At 39.9% G+C, this 17,159-nt stretch carries 13 protein-coding genes and 2 pseudogenes; 8 read left to right on the top strand and 7 right to left on the bottom strand.

Annotated elements, in window-relative coordinates:
* Positions 1-369 precede the first annotated feature (369 nt).
* The 5 genes and pseudogenes from NIES592_RS24055 (at position 370) to NIES592_RS07415 (ending at position 4,912) form a co-directional block, all read left to right on the top strand.
* Positions 370-1,208: pseudogene (locus tag NIES592_RS24055) on the top strand (IS5 family transposase).
* Between the two features lie 175 nt (positions 1,209-1,383).
* Positions 1,384-1,644 carry a hypothetical protein gene (locus tag NIES592_RS07435; RefSeq protein ID WP_073555349.1) on the top strand — a complete coding sequence of 87 codons (261 nt, stop codon included), beginning with the start codon at positions 1,384-1,386 and terminating at the stop codon, positions 1,642-1,644.
* Between the two features lie 120 nt (positions 1,645-1,764).
* Positions 1,765-2,688, top strand: coding sequence for a HaeIII family restriction endonuclease (locus tag NIES592_RS07430; protein WP_073555348.1), 924 nt, complete (start codon positions 1,765-1,767; stop codon positions 2,686-2,688).
* Positions 2,681-3,523 (top strand): DNA adenine methylase, encoded by an 843-nt coding sequence (locus NIES592_RS07425; protein ID WP_073555347.1) that lies wholly within the window; start codon positions 2,681-2,683, stop codon positions 3,521-3,523. Before NIES592_RS07430 ends, NIES592_RS07425 begins: the two co-directional genes overlap by 8 nt.
* 597 nt (positions 3,524-4,120) lie before the next feature.
* Positions 4,121-4,912 (top strand): Rpn family recombination-promoting nuclease/putative transposase, encoded by a 792-nt coding sequence (locus NIES592_RS07415; RefSeq protein WP_073555345.1) that lies wholly within the window; start codon positions 4,121-4,123, stop codon positions 4,910-4,912.
* 801 nt (positions 4,913-5,713) lie between these two features.
* Here the strand turns inward: NIES592_RS07415 and NIES592_RS07410 are convergent.
* The 3 genes from NIES592_RS07410 to NIES592_RS07400 form a co-directional block, all read right to left on the bottom strand.
* Entirely contained in the window at positions 5,714-5,896 is a 183-nt protein-coding gene (locus NIES592_RS07410; protein WP_071588136.1) for a hypothetical protein, read from the bottom strand.
* 834 nt (positions 5,897-6,730) lie between these two features.
* Positions 6,731-7,696, bottom strand: coding sequence for a DUF362 domain-containing protein (locus NIES592_RS07405; protein ID WP_073555344.1), 966 nt, complete (start codon positions 7,694-7,696; stop codon positions 6,731-6,733).
* Positions 7,697-7,790: 94 nt separating this feature from the next.
* Positions 7,791-9,206, bottom strand: a complete 1,416-nt coding sequence (locus NIES592_RS07400; RefSeq protein WP_062246076.1) for an aspartate ammonia-lyase — start codon at positions 9,204-9,206, stop codon at positions 7,791-7,793.
* 315 nt (positions 9,207-9,521) lie between these two features.
* Between NIES592_RS07400 and pgsA the strand changes: the two genes are divergently transcribed.
* The gene (gene pgsA, locus NIES592_RS07395; protein ID WP_062246078.1) at positions 9,522-10,034 is read left to right on the top strand and encodes a CDP-diacylglycerol--glycerol-3-phosphate 3-phosphatidyltransferase; all 513 of its coding nucleotides are present in this window, start codon (positions 9,522-9,524) and stop codon (positions 10,032-10,034) included.
* A gap of 180 nt (positions 10,035-10,214) precedes the next feature.
* Here pgsA and NIES592_RS07390 read toward each other — a convergent pair whose 3' ends face one another.
* Together NIES592_RS07390 and NIES592_RS07385 are read right to left on the bottom strand one after the other, a co-directional pair.
* A complete protein-coding gene (locus NIES592_RS07390; protein ID WP_178379495.1) occupies positions 10,215-11,204 on the bottom strand; it encodes an iron-siderophore ABC transporter substrate-binding protein in 990 nt (329 codons plus the stop codon).
* Between the two features lie 5 nt (positions 11,205-11,209).
* A complete protein-coding gene (locus tag NIES592_RS07385; protein ID WP_073555342.1) occupies positions 11,210-13,897 on the bottom strand; it encodes a TonB-dependent siderophore receptor in 2,688 nt (895 codons plus the stop codon).
* A gap of 307 nt (positions 13,898-14,204) precedes the next feature.
* On the opposite strand from NIES592_RS07385, the pseudogene NIES592_RS07380 reads away from it, so the two are divergent.
* Positions 14,205-14,404: pseudogene (locus NIES592_RS07380) on the top strand (IS5/IS1182 family transposase); the annotation flags it as partial.
* A gap of 417 nt (positions 14,405-14,821) precedes the next feature.
* On the opposite strand, the gene NIES592_RS07375 reads toward NIES592_RS07380, so the two are convergent.
* Together NIES592_RS07375 and NIES592_RS26200 are read right to left on the bottom strand one after the other, a co-directional pair.
* The gene (locus tag NIES592_RS07375) at positions 14,822-15,247 is read right to left on the bottom strand and encodes a DUF1636 family protein (protein ID WP_062246087.1); all 426 of its coding nucleotides are present in this window, start codon (positions 15,245-15,247) and stop codon (positions 14,822-14,824) included.
* A gap of 301 nt (positions 15,248-15,548) precedes the next feature.
* Positions 15,549-15,842, bottom strand: coding sequence for a thioesterase II family protein (locus NIES592_RS26200; RefSeq protein ID WP_071846733.1), 294 nt, complete (start codon positions 15,840-15,842; stop codon positions 15,549-15,551).
* An 810-nt stretch (positions 15,843-16,652) separates the two neighbouring features.
* Between NIES592_RS26200 and NIES592_RS07360 the strand changes: the two genes are divergently transcribed.
* On the top strand, positions 16,653-17,141 hold the full coding sequence (locus NIES592_RS07360) for an IS200/IS605 family element transposase accessory protein TnpB (RefSeq protein WP_062246091.1): 489 nt from the start codon (positions 16,653-16,655) through the stop codon (positions 17,139-17,141).
* Positions 17,142-17,159 lie beyond the last annotated feature (18 nt).

The following is a 17,159-nucleotide window of genomic DNA, read 5'->3' as shown; positions in this document are numbered from 1 at the left end:
TATCTTTTTTCCACTAAATACAGTAAATACTATGGAACAAGTTTGCTGTCTAATCCTAAATTTCTGTTCCCTAACTTCTCAATCATTCAAAATTTAAAGTTAAGTAAAGTTTATCAAGTAATAAGTGTATTTTTAATGGCATAGTTTTAACCAATAGTGACTCATTATTGGAAAAATAAACATATAATGAATTCAGCCACATTCAAAGTATTTAGTAGCCTGATAATAGGCTTAGCAAAATCACAGCATTTAGCAAAGACGAGGTAAGAGCTTATTTATGCTTATTTATAAAGTAAATCTAAAGGAGAGAAGAAAAGATTTACGGCAAAGATAAGATACTTCATACACAGTGTATTTACATAGTTGTTCATGGAGCGAAAGTCTTACCCCACAGACTTAACTGATATGGAGTGGGAAATCCTAGCCCCCTTGATTCCACCAGCGAAACCTGGTGGGCATCCACGCACAACAGATATGCGTGAAATATGCAATGCCATCTATTATCGTTTGAAAACGGGATGCCAATGGAATATGCTTCCAGGCGATTTCCCGCCAAGTTCAACAGTATACAGCTACTACCGTAAGTGGCAGCGCAAGGGAGTTTGGGAAAAATTAAACCATACTCTGCGGGGTCAAGTTTGCGCAAAACTGGGTAAATCAACACAACCAAGTGCTATCGCCGCAGATAGTCAGTCGGTAAAAACGGCTGAAAAAAGGGAGCCAATGCGTTGGGCGACTTCGCCGACTTGAAGCAACTGGCGTGGGATGTGTACGGCTTTGATAGAGCTAAAAAGGTAAAAAGAAGAAAGCGACAAACCATAGTTGATAGTCAGGGATTGTTGTTGAAAGTCATTGTTAGTGAAGGAAATGCCTCAGAAAGAGTACTTGCTGCCTATGCTTTGATGGAGTTACTAGAAGAACGCCCAGAATTACTGGAAAAAGTGGAAGTTTTATGGGTCGATTCCGGTTATGACGGTGATAAATTTGCGCTTTGTGTCTGGTTGATGATTCAAGCTCATGTTGAGGTAATACGGCGTACTGAACAGGAATGGAAGGTTTTGCCGAAACGTTGGGTAGTAGAAAGAACATTCGGTTGGTTAAACCAGTATCATCGTCTCAGTAAGGATTATGAGCATCTGCCAGAAATGAGTGAAGCTGCCATATATGCTGTTATGCCTCGTATTATGTTACGCCGTCTTGTTGTCTAAAGATTTACTTTATAAATGGTCTCTTAGTGCAGCAGTAGAAAAGCTGATTTTCTCCGGTGGTATTGGTGTACAGACCCCTTCCAAAAACTCAGAATTCTCCATCAACACCAACAGCAATTCAACCGAATAAGACCGGACTAGCAAACATGGCTTCTCAGTTTAAGCGAGTGGCTTCATGAATAACTTAAGCAGAGTCTATGACTCAACCCTACTAACCAATTCCAAGGTCTATCAAATAGACCGAACCCTGTACCAATACCTGTACAAAACGGGTACAATCAAGCATCCAAAGTATCACTTTCGCCCTCTGGCTGGACAACGGAAGAAAGCTGATTTATTGCTCAATCACAAGGCTTTAACTACTCATTGTTATGAAGTGTCAGGGATGAGTACCAATGCTGAGCGATCGCACCCACAGAGCGTAGTGAGTTTGTGATGCTGCGGCAGTACACCAGCACCTTAACCGATTTTTTAACGGGCGTAGAAGCAGGCAAAGCGATTTGTACCAATATTTAAGGGAGATGGACAACGCCACCCAAAATAGTTACACATTTTAGTGATTGATGAAGCTGTGGCTTTATCTGACTATCTCACCGATGAGCAGAAGCAATGGATCATTCGCTTCCTGTTCACTCGCGCCAGCAAGAAGGGCGCTCAGATTTTCGTGGTGTTGCACGGTAAGAATCTGACTTCTTGGGTGGGGACGAAAAACACCGCAGGTTTTGGCGATACGTTCAAAAGTGGGGCTACTTTCATTGGCTGTGAGGCCACCTGTAAGAAGCTGTCTCCCCTCAAGTCAATCTCGTTGGCAACTGGACGGTACTTCCTGGCAGAAATAGACAGTTTTGATAAGGCGATCGCTCAGGGTGAAATTGGTATCATTCCAGAATGGTTAAAAACTGAGGTTAATCCTCATTCTCTTCAACCAGATCCGGCGCGGACACTGCTTAAATATTTCCCTGAATTAAGAAGTGATTCCCCGGCTTTGGCTGATTCTGTACCACCCCAAGAAAAGCCACAGGATGAGTTTTTAAATCAGGCGAGAGCGTGGATTAATGACAATTGGATAATATCAGATGCACCACCGCCAACTCTGCACCCAAACCCAAGCGATACCGACCGATACCAGCCGACTGATAAGGCTTCTGAGGTTTTAGAATCATCTGGTATCGATACTGAAAACGATACCGGAATCGGTGATACTATCCCAGAAACGGGCGATTTTAATACTCTTGCTGACGATACTGGAATCGATACCGACCGTCGCTATACTCCTGCTTCACTGACGAGTGAACAACTGACTGGCATCGTTAAGCAAATGGCTGATAAACAGTATGTAAATTTGATTTTTGATAATGGATGGGAAATTTCTATGCGCTTACATACCGCATCCAGCCAAATTAAAAACTCTCCCAGTTTGAAATTTGATACTAAAGCACTAAAAAATCCGCTTCCTGCTACGATAATTCCTTATGCTTAAAAGTCCATTACGTTATCCCGGCGGTAAACAAAAGGCAATTCCTCAAATTGCTCACTACCTACCTTCTAAATTTAAGGAGTTCCGCGAACCTTTTGTCGGCGGAGGTTCTGTATTTTTTCATGTTTCACAGAAGTACCCCAGTATGCCTTGCTGGGTTAATGACCTCAACCCAGAACTGTATTACTTCTGGCTCATGGTCAAAACTAATCTACCAGAGCTAGTTGAGTCGGTCTGGAAAGTAAAAAAACAGACAACAGATGGACGTGCTTTGTTTAAATCTCTCGCCGCCGCAGATACAAGTACCATGAGTCCACTATATCGTGCGGTGCGGTTCTTTGTTCTTAACCGGATTACCTTTTCGGGAACGATTGAGAGTGGTGGTTACTCTGGTGCTTCTTTCAAAAGTCGGTTTACAGACTCTTCGATTGAGCGATTAGCAGCCTTGGATGGTTGCTTTGTTAATACCCGTGTGACTAACTTCGACTACAGCACCCTACTTACTGAACCAGGGGAAGATGTATTTATCTTTCTAGATCCACCTTATCTCAGCAAGACTCAATCTAAGCTCTATGGTAAGAAAGGTGATCTGCATACCTGTTTTGACCATTCTCGCTTTGCCAAGCTGATGGCGGAATGTTCACATAAATGGTTGATCACTTACGATAATTGTGAACAAGTGCGGCGTAACTTTGCCTTTGCCTACATTTATGAATGGGAGTTGCAATACGGGATGAACAACTACAAACAGGGGAAGGCAGACAAAGGCAAGGAGCTGTTCATCACCAACTATCCTGTTGAATCATACAATTTGCCGACAATTATGGAGGTTGTATGAAAAGTTTTGCAAAGCTGGTTTAACCCAAAGGACATTTACAATCATTTCAACGATAAGCTGACTTATTTTAATGCTTAATTGCTGATTGGCTAAAAAGCTAAGTTGCTGAGGAGTATACCTGTAAACACAAAGGCTAACTGGCTATTAATAGCAACGCTGAAAACCAAAAATCCATTTGATTACCTTGCCGATGCAAAAACCTATACCCAAAAATATAATCAAATTATTTATGTGTGTGGAGGCTATTGGCATAAAATGAGTGATACTGCGAAGTGGGATTGTTGCAATAGGAAAAGCAAACAAAAATAAAAAAGTATGACGGTTAAAAGCTGCTGATACTCCTAATGCAAGAAAGATAAAAAGCCAAATTGTGTTTATTAAGTTAGCTATATCTATAAAAGGTTGTAAGACATTAGTAACAGAAGTCATAATTTAATCTTTAAAATTTTAATATAGATAAAAAATCAAGTTTTACTTATTTGTATTTTATAAAGATTAACCGACAACAATAATAGTGATATACGTAAACAATGAATTTGCTATACAAAATAACGATAAAATTAATAGTGAATAAACAGCAAAATTACGGTTGTTTTAGTGAAACGCGACTCCATTTATTACCAAATATTTAAACGCTTTCCTGCGTTAATTTTTGAACTCGTTGATGACCGTCCTGAACAGGCGCATAACTATCGATTTGAGTCAGTTGAGGTAAAAGAAACCGCCTTTCGCATTGATGGGGTATTTTTACCTCCAGAGGGTGCAACACCCAGAGTTATCTTTTTTGCAGAAGTTCAATTCCAGAGCGATGAAGGTTTGTATCATCGCTTCTTTACTGAGTCGATGATGTATTTGAACCGGAATCGGTCTTTTTACGATGACTGGTACTGTGTGGTAATTTTTCCATCACGCAGTTTAGAACCAAGCGATACAAGAACTCATCGCGTATTTTTAAACAGCGACCAAGTGCAGCGCATTTATTTGGATGAGTTAGGTACTCCTAATACTCTGCCAATAGGCATCAATTTAATGCAGTTGACAATCGCATCAAATGACTCGATGGCAGAGCAAGCGCGTCTATTAATTGAGCGAGTACAATTAGAGTCAACTGGCACACTGCCGAAAAACGAGATAATAGATATTATTACGACAATTGCTGTTTATAAGTTTTCTTCGTTGAGTAGAGAGGAAGTGGAAGCGATGCTAGGACTAACTTTAGAGGAAACGAGGGTTTATCAGGAAGCGAAAGCCGAGGGTGAAGAAAAAATATTGAAAGCAGCTGTCCCCCTGTTACTAAAAACAGGAATGAGTATAGAACAGATTGCTCAACAACTTAATGTTGATGTAGAAGCTGTCCGGCTGGCTGCTATTGAGAACAGGGAGGAGTAAGCACACGGGAGATTGGCGTTTACAAGTTTTTGTAAGTTTTGCCGTGAAGACTTAGAAACCATGCTCTTACTGAACATTGAAGAAACACGAATCTACCGAGACTTGGAACGTCAAACCTTTGTTAAAAGCAGCAGCACCCATGAGTGAGCATGGGCTACAGCATCTCTGAAGTAGCAAAGGGAGTTGATTTATCGGTCGAGTTATAAAGCTAGTTTAGGCTACATTTGGGCTTAATTTTTGTTTAAGTCCCACTATGTAAATACACTGTGTATGAAGTATCTTATCTTTGCCGTAAATCTTTTCTTCTCTCCTTTAGATTTAGATTTACTTTATAAATAACCTCTCAGGGAATGAAAACCTAAGAGGACTTAAAACTGATATTTAGTAAATGTAACTCTGTTTGATTTGGCGATCGCCTTGAATATATTAAAAATCTGGGCTTTGAAGAGAAAGCAGGATGTTTTTGAATTGTTTGTTGTAAACGAAAAAATCTAACTTCTACCTACGGAAGCCGCTACGCGTCTACGCGCACTTCGATCTACCCTTACGGGAAGCAGCTTTGCGTCTAAAGTGGTTCAAGAATCCATCTCTATTTTATGCAAAGTCAAAATCTGATCATTTAATTCAAGTTATAAATTCGAGAATCTGAACTATTTAGCAATAGTCCAGATTCTTTGCAGTAACCTAAACTACTAGCTGTAGCTCACAAGGTAAACATTATCTATGGTTAATCTAAGCTTAATCTAGTAGCTATATATCTTGAGTTTTCAAAATTGTTTTTTAATTCATTACCAGTATTTTCTACTTCTGTTTGAGGTTGTATGTGAAAGATGGCTGAGTATTGGGAATATTAGCGGAAGAGTAATTAGCAATAACTAACAAAGGTAAGATCAGGGTTAGCACACCAATGACAGTTCCGATGATGTCTGCCAAACGATGGGAGGATATGTTAGTTGAACTGGCAGACTCGCTGTTTGAATTCATAAAAAGTTTGTTTGATTACCTGATTTTGCATTTAGACTCTTTTCTCTGAGTCTAACTACTATTTTAGCTACTTTTTAACCGTAATTTTTTTAATCGTCAAGCACCGCTTTTGTTTGAGTGACTCCTTGCTAATCTTCTGTATATAAAAAACTTGATACTAATTTTAGATGATAAAAAATTTGCATAATTGTGTAACTATTGTTGCTTGACTTGGTTGTTAAACAATATCGTTTTTGCGTTGGGATTTAACAAAATTATAGCATAAAAAGTACATTTATCAATTTTATTAAAGTAAGTTTATGTAATTCAAAATACATTTTTGGGGAAATATAGCCCTACAAAAGGATAAAAATCTAACTTTAGATATTTTTAGTTTGTTATATTTACTTGTATTAGTACCGTATCAATACTAGATATATATTTAAGTTTTTGAGATTAGTAACTGCTAGTGAGTTAAAAGCGTTTCCGAGAGCAAACACTTTAATCCACCAATTTACACAAAATTTATACTAGGATAATGTTTAATATTTAGTAAGTTCAATCAGTGATTTTACTTAAGAAAAATTTAATATAATCGAAAATTGAAGAAAGACATTCTTTCTACTAAATTTTGTCAATATATCAATAGGTAGATAAGTAAGTATTTCATTCCCAAGAAGCTAATATATCTCAAGCAAAAATTAGCATGATTGTTAGCAATTAGATCAGGGAAAACATGAGACTAAAAAAACCGCCACTAGTAGAGTAGGGCGGTCTGGTTAAGCAATCGGAGGGTATTTTCAGCTTACTGTGCCAGTTTTGAAATTGCTGTAGCAGAGTTTGCACTTGCTGTAGTTATCCTCTAACATAAGCGCTGAGTGGTTCTTTGATAAACTTGATGTAGAGGTGTTTGAACGTAGACTTAATTAGGCGAGGCATACCAAAATCAATGGGAACGAACTTGTCTGGTAATCGCCAATCATCTATCCGTAGTGACTGAGGATCTAAATAAGGATAGTGGATAGCGTTGAGGTTCGGACAAACTCCCAGACGCATAGATGCAGCAACAGTAGGTACTTCTGTGGCTGGGACATTAAGTATCTCTACCATGGCTCGATCTAAAGCAAATACATCTGGTGATGCGCCTAAAATACCCAGACAACGAGGTTCACCGCCACTAGGGCCATTGCCTTCATGACCGATAACACCGTCTAAGATAGTTAAATTCGGGTTAATTGTTCTAGCAGTTTCTACTAACATTTCCCCGAACCTGTTGGCATCTTTTCCTGCTTCCATGTGCCACCAAGCTTTCATTTTGCCAGGAACACAGCCAAACAAGTTTTTTACACCCAAGGTAAGTACTAATTGGACATGAGATTTGACTTTGGGTAGATTGATGACTACATCTGCTTCCATCGCTTCTTTACAGAGTAGCAGATGGTTAAACTCTTGACTAACTGTTTGGTAACGAATCCCATGAAAATCAATGATTGGAAGATTAAGTTCTTCTAAAATCTGTTGATAGCCATTAGCAATGGCAACTCCCCTGGCGCTACCAAAAGCAGGACTATCACCTAAAAATGGTTTACCGCCAGCTTCAATTACCATCTGTGCCACTACATAAACTAATTGCGATCGCGTGGTACACTCTTTGCCAGGACGTGCGCCTGTGAGCAAATTAGGTTTAAGTAAAACGCGATTCCCTGGTTTTACAAACGCTGCCATTCCTCCGAATGGTTCTAGCAGTGTTGCCAAAGAATCTCTTAAAACATCTGGTTCGTAAGAATTGGCTCGAATGAAACTAACGGTTGGTGTTTGCATATTTGTTGGTGGTTGGTGGTTGGTGGATTGGTTAATCGCTAATTACCAAGCAACTACTAACTACTATCTACTAACTACTAACTACTAACAATTCCTATTCAAGGGGTAAAATTTGGCTCATTTGTTCCAGATTTAGAACTTTAGCTAATTCTGCTTCACTCATTAGTCCTTTTTCCAAAACAATTTGTCGTAGGGATTTGCCTGTTTCCAAAGATTCTTTCGCCACGGCTGCGGCATTCAAATAACCAATGTGAGTATTTAAAGCTGTTACTAAAGCTAAACTACTTTCTGCATATGCCAAACAACGTTCCCGGTTGGCGGTAATTCCTTGAATGCAGCGTTGTGTGAGTGCAGCAATAGTATTACCGAGAATTTCGATACTGTGAATCAAGTTATAGGCAATCAGTGGCATCATCACATTCAATTCTAATTGTCCTGCTTGGGCTGCCAGTGCGATCGCACTGTCGTAACCCATCACCTGAAAACACACCATCGATGTCATCTCTGCCATCACGGGGTTATACTTGCCTGGCATAATTGAAGAACCAGGTTGTACTGGTGGGAGTTGAATTTCTTTTAAACCAGTTTTTGGTCCAGAGTCCATCAATCGCAAGTCATGAGAGATTTTTACTAAATCTTGCGCTAAGTTACGTAACGCACCAGAAACATTGACAAATGGTGCCATACTCTGCATTGCCGCCATCAAATGAGGGGCAGGTTGTAGTGGACTATTAATCAGTTCTGCCAGAGTTGCTACCACACGGGCGCGATATTGGGGATGGGTGTTCAACCCCGTACCCGCTGCACTACCACCCAAACCCAGTACCATCAAATCCCCACTAGCAGTGTAAATCCGGTTTTGATGTTCTGTTAGAATGTGTGCCCAAGCACGGAAATTTTCACCCAACCGCACCGGCACAGCATCTTGCATGTGAGTTCTACCAGAACGAACGATATCTTGAAACTCTGCTGCTTTTGCCTCTAAAGTTGCTATAGCCCCCTCCAAAGCCGGGTGCAGTGTTCTAGACAACGCCAATAAACCACCAATCCGAATTGCTGTGGGAATCACATCATTGGTAGACTGTCCGTAGTTAACGTGATCATTGGGACTGACACGCTTGTAGTTTCCTTTGTGATCACCAAGAATTTCTAACGCCCGATTTGCTAATACTTCATTAACATTCATGTGATGGGAAGTACCAGCACCGGCTTGATAAACATCTACCACAAACTGCTCACGGAACTGGCCAGCTAAAACTTCATCGGCAGCTTGGACTATTGCCTGACTGATGTCTTGGGGAATACAACCCAGTTCACCATTCACTATAGCAGTAGCTTTTTTAATTAAAATACAAGCATCTACGTAAGTAGGTAAAGGACGAATACCGCTAATTGGGAAGTTTTCTGTAGCACGTACGGTTTGAATGCCGTAATAAACACTACTGGAAATTTCGCGATCGCCCATTGAATCGCGTTCTATTCTGGATTGAGAATTTCTTTGTTCAGTCATAGTGATTTTGGTTTAACAATTGGTAATAGTAATTGGTAATTACGCCTAATGCGAATTAAAACTATGGCAAAAATCCTGTTTTGATAATCGAACACAGATGTAGACGCGGTTTGCGCGGCTTCGGTGCAGGGTACACAGATACACACTGATAATCTATCTGTGTACATCGCCTTGCACGGTGTTCGTTAATTAAAATCAAATTCGGGAAAATTGTCAAAAAATCTTGTGTTGCTTGTTCGATTCCCATTAGATGTTAATTGGTAATCAGTAATTATTTTTCTATCACCTATTACTTATCACCTAATTTAAAATCCCATGACTTTACCCAACTGGATTACCTTTTCCCGCCTTTTAGGCTTGCCATTCCTACTTTACGGCTTACCAAACCCCACACCAACAGCTAGGTGGGTGTGTTTAGCTATTTTCCTGGTTGCAGCTGGTACTGACTGGTTAGATGGTTACTTAGCACGGAAACTCAACCAAATTAGCGACTTAGGTAAATTTCTCGACCCCCTAGTCGATAAATTGTTAGTGCTTGCGCCATTACTGGTATTAATTGAACTGGGACAGATTCCAGCTTGGGGAGTATTTTTGATACTAGCACGGGAGTTAGCGATCGCTGGTTGGCGTGTCAATCAAACCACAATTACCGGAGCGAATATTTGGGGTAAACTCAAAACCGTTAGCCAAATTATTGCGATCGCTCTTTTAATTGCACCTTTACCAGAAGTTTGGAAAGTTCCCTCCCTCATTGCTTTTTGGGTTTCTGTCCTCCTCACCTTAATTTCTGGGGCAATTTATCTTTTACCGCCAACAAATAGTGATTAATGCTCTTTCATCACTTTGGTTAAAGTATAATAACAAACATATTACTCGGTTGTAGAGTGAGAGCGATGATAGCGCCCAGAGAAGCAGCCAGAACAGTCCAGTTCGTGGATGATTAATGTCCATCTCCCCCAAAAATCTTCGCTCTCCTCAGCATAGCTGCCTTTCTTCAGTCAAAAATTTTCATGCTTCTTTCAGTAGATATTTGTATAAGTCATCAAGAATAGCATTAGCTGCTAGGATATTGCCTCCATACCAATAACCAGAATCAACTGTGTACACCTGGTTATTTTTGGCTACTTTGAGTAATTGCCACAGTTGACTTTTCTGATATTTTTTGAAGTTTTCTTCAGCGCCGGGATCTAACATTGCAAATAAAACATCTGCATCCAGCAAGTCTACGCGTTCTAAGCTGACCAATACAGAATATGTATCTGGACTGGTGGTAGCCTGAAGTTGATGTCTGGGTGCAGAAAGCCCCACCTCCTTTAAAATCCATCCAGAAAATGAGAAGACAGTATCAAACTGTGGATTATGCAGCCCTGCATAGAAACGGCTCGCAGATACCTCCATTGTCCCCAGTTTTTCTTTTATCAGTTTTCGGAGTTTTCTCACCCGTTGTTGGTAGTGTGCAAGCGCATCATCAGCATTTTCAGTTCTGCCTAATATTTGGCCAATTTCCCGCAAAGATTCTTTCCAACCATCTTTGAGGTATTTTGCTTCCAGTTTGACTGTGGGAGCTATCTGGGAAAATAGCTTGTAATTCTCAGCAGTGAAGTAAAATCCCAGAATCAAATCTGGATGCAACTGTACCATCCTTTCTATATTGACTTGGGATGATTTGCCGATAGAAATTATCTGTTCTATCTTCTTCCCTGCAAACTGCTGTCCTCTGCTACCTGCAAGATTTGATTCTGCTGCTGCTATTGGCTGCAAACCTAGTCCTAGCACTGCATCTAAGGCTCCTTCATCTGTAACAATCACACGCTGGGGTTGAAGAGGAACACAAGTTTCTCCTAGTTCATGCTGAATGACTCGACACTCAGAAATGCCTAAGTATGTCTTGGAAATGTCAGTTTTTTGAATAGCCTGACTATCGCAAGCTGTTATCCAGAGCAAGAACAGAGCGATGAGGAACAATGGTTGAATACAAAGATGCAGTGGATTTTTCATGATGGCTAAAATCTCCAGGAGACAGAACCAACCACAGTTAATGGATCGCCTGGAAATACTTCTCGGTCATTCCGGGCACTTTCAAAATACTCAATGTTAAACAGGTTCTTGATATTAATAGAAGCACGGAAGTTGTCTTCCTGATAAAAAATCGCGGCATCCGTTCTTACGTAGCTTGGTAAGGTAAAGGTGTTAGCTATATCCCCCTCACGTTCTCCGACGTAAAACAGCCCAAAACCAAATCCCAATCCCTGCAAATCTCCCCTCTGAATTTCATAAGTAGTCCACAAACTAGCACCAAATTCCGGGACGTTATTGAGTTTATTACCTGAAAAATCGGCATCTTCTGTAACTTTGGCATCAGTATATGCTGCGGAGGCAATAATTTTCCATCCAGGAAGTATTTCTCCAGCAATATCCAATTCCACACCTTGACTGTTTTGTTCACCCGTTTGCACAGAAAAACCAGCATTTTCTGGATCATCAGCTAGAACATTAGAACGGGTTATGTTGTAGTATGCAAGGGTTGCAGAAAGCTTATCAGTTAAATCAGTTTTCACACCAACTTCCCACTGAGTGCCACGCTCTGGCTTAAATAATCTTCGATCAAAAGTTGTTCCCACAACTTGTTGAAATGAGCGAGTATAACTCGCATAGAGTGAAACTTCGGGAATTGGTTGATAGACAATCCCAAATCGAGGGCTAAAGGCTTCATCTTGTTGGAAAGAAGGGAATGCATCACCAAAACTATCTACAAATTCGCTTCTTTGATTGATCAGATCAAAACGTCCACCCAACAAAATTTTCAGGTTCTCTAATAGAGTAATTTGGTCTTGAATATAGATGCCTAAAGCTTGATTAGTTTCTTCAAAAGAAGAAGCCGTGTCAGGAATTCTCGCACCTACTTGATCACGACCGTAGACAGGGTTGAAGATGTCAATTGGTGTAATTTCTAAATCTACCCCAGAAGAGTTATAGGTATCTCGGTATAGATCAACACCAAATAATAGCTTATGGGCGATACTTCCTGTTTTAAAGTTACCAACAACATTGGTGTCTAGAATGTAACTAGTACCATCTTGTTCATCTAATTGGTTTTGTAAACGTTCAAGAGTACGACCATCTTCTTGCAATCCTAGAGGAAGAAAAGTGTTTTGAGGCTGACGGTAAAAGGTGGCTCGGAATGAGTTGCGAAGCTGCCAGTTATCATTAAAGTTATGCTCAAACTGATAACCAATCCGCCCGATGTTTTGCCCAACAAAATCGACAGAAGGCTCACCAAGAAAGCGATTGAGTGGAATATCACCGTTGGGATTGGGTAGGACAGTTCCTCTGGCTGGTAAACCGCGATCGTTTTTCTGCTCAACAACGGAATAGCTTCCTTCTACCGTCAAGTTAGTATTCTCGCCCAAACGAAAGGACAAAGCAGGAGCAAAAGAATAGCGCGTGACATCAAAGAAATCAACAAAGGTTTCTGAACTAAACCCGTAGGCACTAAAGCGGTAGAGGATATTTTTGTTTTCATCAAGAGGGCCTGTTAAATCAATACTGCCAATGTATGTATTGAAATTTCCCAAGCCTAACTCTACGTCATAGGCAGGAGTACTCAAAGGTCTTTTTGTAGTAACGTTAATCGTTCCTCCTGGTGTACCCTGACCAAACAAAGCACCTGCTGGGCCTTTGAGGACTTCTACTTGCTCAACGTTACCCAGGCTTGTACCACCACTGCTGTACCTGTCACGCAAACCGTCGATGATGATGTTGTTAGTACCAAAACCACCAAAACCACGTATTGTGTAGAAATCAAAGGGAGAGCGAGTAGATACACCCGGTGTTACACCTGAAATATTCCTCAGAGCTTCATTGAGTCGCTGCACTTGCTGATCTTCGAGTACTTCTTGAGGAACAACTTGAATTGAAAAGGGAGTGTCTCGGATCGGAGTGTCAGTTCTAGTCCCAGTAGTGGCACTCGGAACGCTATATCCGTCTTGCTCACCTGTTACCACCAGTTCAATCGGTTCATCAGTTTCTGCTGATGGCTGCTCTGGTTGAGTTTGACTTTCCGGCTGTGTTGGCGGAGGAGTTGCTGGCGTTTGCGGTTGCTGCTGTGGTTGTGGCGCGGAAGGTGCAGGCGCAGCAACTTCAAAAATCAAACCATTATCACTATCAAACAACTCGATTGTCGGCGCGCCCGTTTCGCCTCTGACTGTGACCCGAATAGTATTTGCATCCTGATTAGTCACAATTACCTCAGCTATTCCGGCAAGAGGTTTTTCTTGACGAAATGTATTGCCATCAGGTAGGCGTAGTTGTGCATTTGGTATGTCAGCAATATAGGCGTTGCCTTCATTCCTTCCCGATACTTGTAGTTGCTCTGCTTTGGAAGTCTGGAGAATTACATCCAGACCTTTTTCTGTTGTATTAACTTGAACTCCCGTCACTTCTATGACTTCTGTTACGGGTGACTGCACCAGCTTCTGGATAACCTTAGGTACAAAATCTATTTCACTCAGGTGCGGTATCTTTTTGATTGGCGTATTGACTGCTTGAAGATTCGCCTTTTTGTCAGATTGGGTATTCTCAGTCTTGACATCTAGAACTTGTGCTTCCTTGCTGAAAGCAGGATTTATTAACAATAAAGTAAATGAGGAGCCTGTAATTAATAGACTTTGAATCAATAGCTGTAGCTTCATTTATTCCTCACACCTAGTTAAAACACTGAAAAAACTTAATTTGCAATTGTGGTCTAAATGCTAATAAATACTAATAATTTGCTTATTAGCATTTATTAGCATTAGCGTTATTTAAGAATAAACCGTATATGTTAATAAATCTTGGTTATAGAAGATACATTATTTCTCAACTAAAAGTGTCGAGTTGCACATTATCTGGGTTCTTGGCAACTTTTGATACTGGTGGCGAAATATTGCTTAACAAAGAAGTTGGCTCCATCAAGAGTTATTTAGGATCTAAACAGCGATCGCATCCCTGTATCGTTCGATGTCACTGAATCCAAAACCGGGTCATACTGTACCAGCAGAAACTGCTAAAGTTGCCAAAGCTATTTTTCCAAAAGGTAACCTCTGCATCAGGATGGCAGGTCACCTTGGCTCCTTTATGAGTGACCAAGATTTTAGTAGATTGTTTTCTAACCATAACCTGGAGTATCACCGCTGCGATTAGTTCTAGTTACAATCTTGTAGTACATCGAAGGACTCACAGATCGTCAAGCCACTGATGCTGTCCAAAGCCGAAAATTTTGTTCTGTTACTAATTCATTAATTTTGTGACTGTGTCACGAAATTAAAATTGCCTCTTGCATTAAGTCCATAATTTTTTTACACTCGCTTTTGAATTATTTTCTCACCCAAATGTTTATTATGTTCTGATTTTTTAACTCAATTATTGGAGTCTATTTTCGTATCTTTAATCATCAACAGTTTACTGTATTAATCAGATAATGATTTTACTTGCTTCATCAACTTAAATTTCTTCCTTGTATGCATTTATATATAATCTTGTCAAGCTTGTTATTGCCGAATGTTAGTGTATTGCGATACTTTACCTAATGTAAAGGCTTTCATCAAAAAGTTACGTAATTAGTTTTTATATGATTGCTAATTTTTATCAACAATAACAGGTGGAATCTGGGCAAAAATAGCAGATTGTAAAAGTTCGGGAAAATTTTTCCAAGCTACAGCACCTCTACGAGTCTTGATATACAATTGCATAAACTCTAGTAATGCTGCTGGGCTTTGTTCAGGGGGAAGATTGACGAACAGATAAGTGGGTTTGTCATGACTTGATACAGATGCAACACAGCCTTGACTACAAGCCCATAAACATTTAACAGGTTTAATTTCAAGTTCGTCAAGTTGGAATTTATCATTGCATAAAGTCCTTAGTTTATCAAGTAAGATAGTACCATCGCAGGGTTGATTTTTTTGCCGCTCATCAGAAGAGCGGTGGCAAGATTTGCAGACGAAGAGGGTGTGTTTAGGTCTAGAGCTAAGGTTTGTTAACGAGGTATTTTTAGGGGTCATCAATGACTTGATAAACACTAATAAGTTTTTCATCTTTTTAATTTACTTGATACATACGTAATTTAAATTGACAAACTTAAGATTGCTTAAACCCTAACCAAAAATATTGCCAAATTGAAAATAATTTCTTAAATAACAACCTTTTGATTAATGTAATTGACAAGCTTTTGTACAGTCGAAATATCCTGAGCAAATATTAAAAATTTCCTCCAAAAAGATGAGAAGTTGCATGAGTTCGGTATTTTCTAGCACTGTTTCGGGAGTACCATTGAGATACCGTAGCTCCTCTTTGAAAGCAGGTTCACCGAGAGCATGAATGAATGGGTTCATCTAGATCGGGAATTTGCGGTGCGTGGTGAGCGGAAACAAACAAGTGTACTGGTAAGGTGTCATACTGTTTGCGGAGTAAACGGACAAGTTCAAAGCTAACGAGCGCCCCCATACCGTGACCAAAAAAGCGAATGGCTTGTGTAAATGTGGAACAAGGGCGGAAGCGAGCGATCGCACCAACAAGAGATTCTAAGCCGCGAGAACGGTCCAGGTAGTTTGATGGGACAAAACTCGACAGCTGTGGGTAGGCTGTCCGAATGTGCAAAAAATCAAAGAGCTACCAACACCTGCGTAGGGAAAGCAAAATAAATGGGCCTATAGCTTGAGGATTCGGTTTGCGACATGTCACTCAGGAGTTAGTTAAATGTCTGTGTGGTTGTCATATCATCAATCTAACTTGGCTTACTTTGTTGCAATTTTTTTAGGTTATACTCGACTTAGATTAATGCAAATCTATAGCAATTATCAATCTCTTCTTTACAAATGTTTACTAATTTTCTTAAATAATCCAGGATTTCTCGCTTGTGAAAAATCGGACGAGACCTTTCCGGTGAGAATTTGAATTGTTTTGGTCTACGATCTGATATGTTAATGTTGGGGTCATGCTTATAACGGCTGGAATGCTTTCTATATATACATTTTCGCAGTTTTTGATCCCATTTTTTTCTCTTTGTGAGATATGCGGGAAATCTTAGCAATAATTTCAAATAGTGAAGAACAATGTCTCTTAAGACTATTGATAGGAATTCTCTATTGTTACTTGGTTGCCAAAAGATATTATTTGCCATTAAAGTAAAGTAGGCGTAACCAAAATAGTTGGAATATACTCAACAAACACTTGCGCCTCTGATGCTGTAACTACTTAGGTACTTACCATAAAGCAACATCATCAAGATTTTATATGAAACGCAGTTGCAACTCTTAAGTTGCCTGTCTATTCCCAGTCTAGGACTCAATGTATTTTTTGACGGCGTTGCATATTCGTAGAATGAATGAGCGACTGTAAACATTGAAACTTCGATCCATATTGGACTAAATCATCCTATGATTCAGCAATGCCTTTCATTAATAGCCTATGTATGGATATCAACAAAATTTAATTAGTCCAATAGTTTTTGGTTGGAACAAAGGGAACAAAAATAGTATTAGTCTTGGCTCTCAAAACAATCAAACTTTTGTTCATATTCCTACTGCAAAGCTGAAAAAGCGAATAGATCAGTTGTGCCAAATATATGGAATTAACTTTGTTGAAACAGAAGAGAGCTACACCAGCCAATCAAGCTTTTTAGATGATGTTTTACCTATATTTGGTAACAAGCCAGAAGGGTGGAAATCGTCAGGTAGACGAGTAAAACTTGGACTATTTGTTATCGCGAAAGGTATTAGAATCAACGCAGATCTTAATCTTAATGGAAGCGCCAATTCGCTCTTGAAGGTAAAGGAACAACTAAACCTAGATTTAGCCAAGACCTCTAAGAGAGTTTTGACCGTTCCACAGAGAATATTTCTCTGGAAGAATAACTGTGAAAAGCAACAAGGGAATGGATGGGTGCCCTCCCCGTAGCAACAGTTTGAATCCCCG

It is taken from the genome of Fischerella major NIES-592 (assembly GCF_001904645.1).
In the GTDB taxonomy this organism is placed as follows: Bacteria; Cyanobacteriota; Cyanobacteriia; order Cyanobacteriales; family Nostocaceae; genus Fischerella; species Fischerella thermalis.
The sequence above is the reverse complement of the archived record's forward strand: the minus strand, read 5'-3'. Positions and strand labels throughout refer to the sequence as shown.

Bases quoted from the DNA above. Each gene is read 5' to 3' on its own strand.
- NIES592_RS07400 (WP_062246076.1), bottom strand. From the start codon at position 9,206: ATGACTGAACAAAGAAATTCTCAATCCAGAATAGAACGCGATTCAATG.
- NIES592_RS07360 (WP_062246091.1), top strand. From the start codon at position 16,653: ATGTATGGATATCAACAAAATTTAATTAGTCCAATAGTTTTTGGTTGG.
- NIES592_RS07410 (WP_071588136.1), bottom strand. From the start codon at position 5,896: ATGAATTCAAACAGCGAGTCTGCCAGTTCAACTAACATATCCTCCCAT.
- NIES592_RS07385 (WP_073555342.1), bottom strand. From the start codon at position 13,897: ATGAAGCTACAGCTATTGATTCAAAGTCTATTAATTACAGGCTCCTCA.
- NIES592_RS07405 (WP_073555344.1), bottom strand. From the start codon at position 7,696: ATGCAAACACCAACCGTTAGTTTCATTCGAGCCAATTCTTACGAACCA.
- NIES592_RS07435 (WP_073555349.1), top strand. From the start codon at position 1,384: ATGAATAACTTAAGCAGAGTCTATGACTCAACCCTACTAACCAATTCC.
- NIES592_RS07425 (WP_073555347.1), top strand. From the start codon at position 2,681: ATGCTTAAAAGTCCATTACGTTATCCCGGCGGTAAACAAAAGGCAATT.
- pgsA (WP_062246078.1), top strand. From the start codon at position 9,522: ATGACTTTACCCAACTGGATTACCTTTTCCCGCCTTTTAGGCTTGCCA.
- NIES592_RS07375 (WP_062246087.1), bottom strand. From the start codon at position 15,247: ATGACCCCTAAAAATACCTCGTTAACAAACCTTAGCTCTAGACCTAAA.
- NIES592_RS07390 (WP_178379495.1), bottom strand. From the start codon at position 11,204: ATGAAAAATCCACTGCATCTTTGTATTCAACCATTGTTCCTCATCGCT.